Source organism: Neobacillus niacini NBRC 15566, from assembly GCF_001591505.1.
In the GTDB taxonomy this organism is placed as follows: domain Bacteria; phylum Bacillota; class Bacilli; order Bacillales; family Cytobacillaceae; genus Neobacillus; species Neobacillus niacini.
Window position 1 is genome coordinate 1 of record NZ_BCVA01000100.1, and the last position, 2,668, is coordinate 2,668.

The window sequence follows — 2,668 nt, forward strand, 5'->3', positions numbered from 1 at the left end:
GGGTACGCTGGCGGAGGTTTCGCTTTATTAATCGTATTGTTTATCCTCTTAGTCATTATTGGATCTAGTTTCTGTGGTTATGGATACTAATAAAAAATGGACCCCCTTTTTGGGGTTTTCATTTTCCAAATTGACTTTACCTGAAGTAAAATCAAAAATGAGGTGATTCCTTCATTAGGGAATCGCCTTTTTGTGTGCCAGGCATGTAAAGCTGTAAATAGAGAAACAGGAACCACTTCAATAGAATTATTGTTAACCGACGTGCAGCTTATTTGTCTATTCAGATACTTGGCGAAGCTCGATCTGTCCTTCTCCAAGACCATGCGGATCTGGCGCACGCATCGCCCACTCGATGGCTTCCTCGCGGGATTTCACATCTATGAACCAGTATCCGGCAATTAACTCATTGACTTCGGCAAAAGGACCCTCTGTTATGGTCGGCGGTTCTCCCGGAACAGGGTAAGAAATACGAATGCCGTTGGAGCTTGGATGGAGTCCACCAACTGATACCAGAACTCCTGCATTTTTCAGTTCTTCATTGTATTTTTTCATCGCAGCAAACATCTTTTCCATCTGATCCTTTGGCATTGTCCCTGCTTCAGAATCCTTCGAAGCCTTCACAACCATCATAAATTTCATTCGTCACTCCTCCTTTGTACTAGCTTATAGCTTTCTGCTGAAAATGGCAGCCAAACTTTAAGTAACTCACCTATTAATTGAACAAAGGAACGTTTAGTATTAAGGTAATGGAACATGAAAGTAAATAATAAAAAATGCTGTAAATAAAAACGAAACAACCCAAGCAGGAATAGGTTTAAAGTAATGATATCTTAACATAATAACCCATAAAAAATTAAAGGCAACTGACCACCAATAATTCCAACCGTTATGGTATGTAATTTTTCCAGCTAAATACATTATGGTTTCAATACCAACAAGAATTGATGCCGATATTATTAATATGATATTACTTTCTTCTGAGACATCGGTAAATACGACAAAAACAGTATTACAATACACGGGAAAATAATGAAAGTTTGTACTAAAAATGAAAAGGTTTGGTTTAATAAAAGATCAGGTTCCAACTTCCATAGAAAATATTTTTTTCCGCTAACAAAGAAGTTATATAATAAATTATTTACAATCAAGTATAAAATAGTGGAGTAATATTTTCTCCAATTTTTTATATCTCCAAATTTCCAGCAACAAAGTACAAGTGTTAGACTCAGAACAACACGCATTAGTAACACCCTTTATGAATAGGTTGGTTTTAATATCTACTAACAAGTTAAAATTATTACTCTTCCACATCCTGACCGTTACTCTAAGTGAATTGCTTAAGTCCTAAATTATAAAATAAGCCCTTCAGTTTTTATACAGAAGGGCTTGAATATGGATTATAATTAATTCTATTTTTTTATTAATTCATCCCTATCAGGAGCCATAGGAGGCTGTTCTAGCCACCCATTTTTAATCATTATATTAGCTCCATCCTCAGCATACAGAGCTATTTCAGCGGTAAGCCTTACATAATGCAGACCTATATCCCTTCTAGGACTCATTGCCATACTAGTACCATAAAATCCAATACTTAGGGCAATAAGGGATGTAGTATAGAACATCATAAGTTTATCTGAAAAAGTATAAGCTGTAGACTCAGTTACATCTGAATCCCATGCCATAGGTACTGGAAGGTAATCCTCTCTAAGGATAGCTCCAAAAACATCACAATGCTTTTTGGCAATTTCTACACCTCTAAATAAAAACTTAGCTATCTCTTTTGATTGTGCAACTTGACTAAATCCTATTAAGGTTGCAACTCCAAAAGCATTTCTTTGAAAGTTAACATAGAGGTTAGATATTTCTGTACCTACTAAGGGTCTCTTATCTCCAAAAAAGCCTTTAAGGAAATTTTGTTTTTTAACAAAATCAATATCATCTGGTGTAGGTAAATAAGGAGACCTGATATAAAGACCTTTAGATAATAAAAGCTCTTTAACCTCCCTAAGAAAATTTACTAATTGTGAAATACACTCACTAAAATGACTGTAAACATCTGCTCTAACTGATACTGACAGATTCATACTGTACCCTTGCAGAGCAATTTGTGATGCTTGATGGAGGTAATTCAAAAAATATGTGTCTGAATACAATCTAGGAGCATTTTCATTTACATCCTCATTAAGTTTAAATCCATAAGGTATTGGATACTTTTCTTTTTTGAAAATCTCAGTTAGTGTTTTAAGATTTCCTTGAGCAATTTCAAATGCATGTTTGACTAATGCTTTAATCTTTTCATCCTCAACTATGGTTAAAAAATATTTAAACTGACAAGCAATGGCAGTATCATTAATATAGGATGTCCAAAGAGCTGTTATCTCTGCTGATGTAAGCTTTACAAGATTGCCTTCCTCCATAAATAAACCTCCATCTAACCAAACAATCTTTTTTGTACAATATTCCCTAATTTTCCTAACAATATGTAAATAAAAAAGCCTACTTCTTTATACAGTGTTAAATGTGCACTAGGGTGTTCTTTCTTTTTTCAACTAAACTTCTTCGTTAGTACAAAATAAAAAAGCTGCCTCAACAACAGCCCAGAGCTCTTACTCATGCACCCGTTTGTTTAAATACATTGCTTCACATTTTCTTCTTTGTGCTTTTTCGA

3 protein-coding genes are annotated in these 2,668 nt (G+C 34.6%); 1 reads left to right on the plus strand and 2 read right to left on the minus strand.

Annotated elements, in window-relative coordinates:
* Positions 1–90 (plus strand): YjcZ family sporulation protein (locus BANA01_RS29400; protein WP_082799705.1); only part of this gene is annotated, 90 nt, incomplete at its 5' end.
* Between the two features lie 186 nt (positions 91–276).
* Here BANA01_RS29400 and BANA01_RS28770 read toward each other — a convergent pair.
* Together BANA01_RS28770 and BANA01_RS28775 are read right to left on the minus strand one after the other, a co-directional pair.
* Entirely contained in the window at positions 277–639 is a 363-nt protein-coding gene (locus BANA01_RS28770; protein WP_034677012.1) for a YciI family protein, read from the minus strand.
* 770 nt (positions 640–1,409) lie between these two features.
* Entirely contained in the window at positions 1,410–2,417 is a 1,008-nt protein-coding gene (locus BANA01_RS28775) for a DUF3231 family protein (protein WP_034677010.1), read from the minus strand.
* Positions 2,418–2,668: the final 251 nt, after the last annotated feature.

What these genes read in the sequence shown, in the direction of transcription:
- BANA01_RS28770 (WP_034677012.1), bottom strand. Translation starts at nt 639, where the DNA reads ATGAAATTTATGATGGTTGTGAAGGCTTCGAAGGATTCTGAAGCAGGG.
- BANA01_RS28775 (WP_034677010.1), bottom strand. Translation starts at nt 2,417, where the DNA reads ATGGAGGAAGGCAATCTTGTAAAGCTTACATCAGCAGAGATAACAGCT.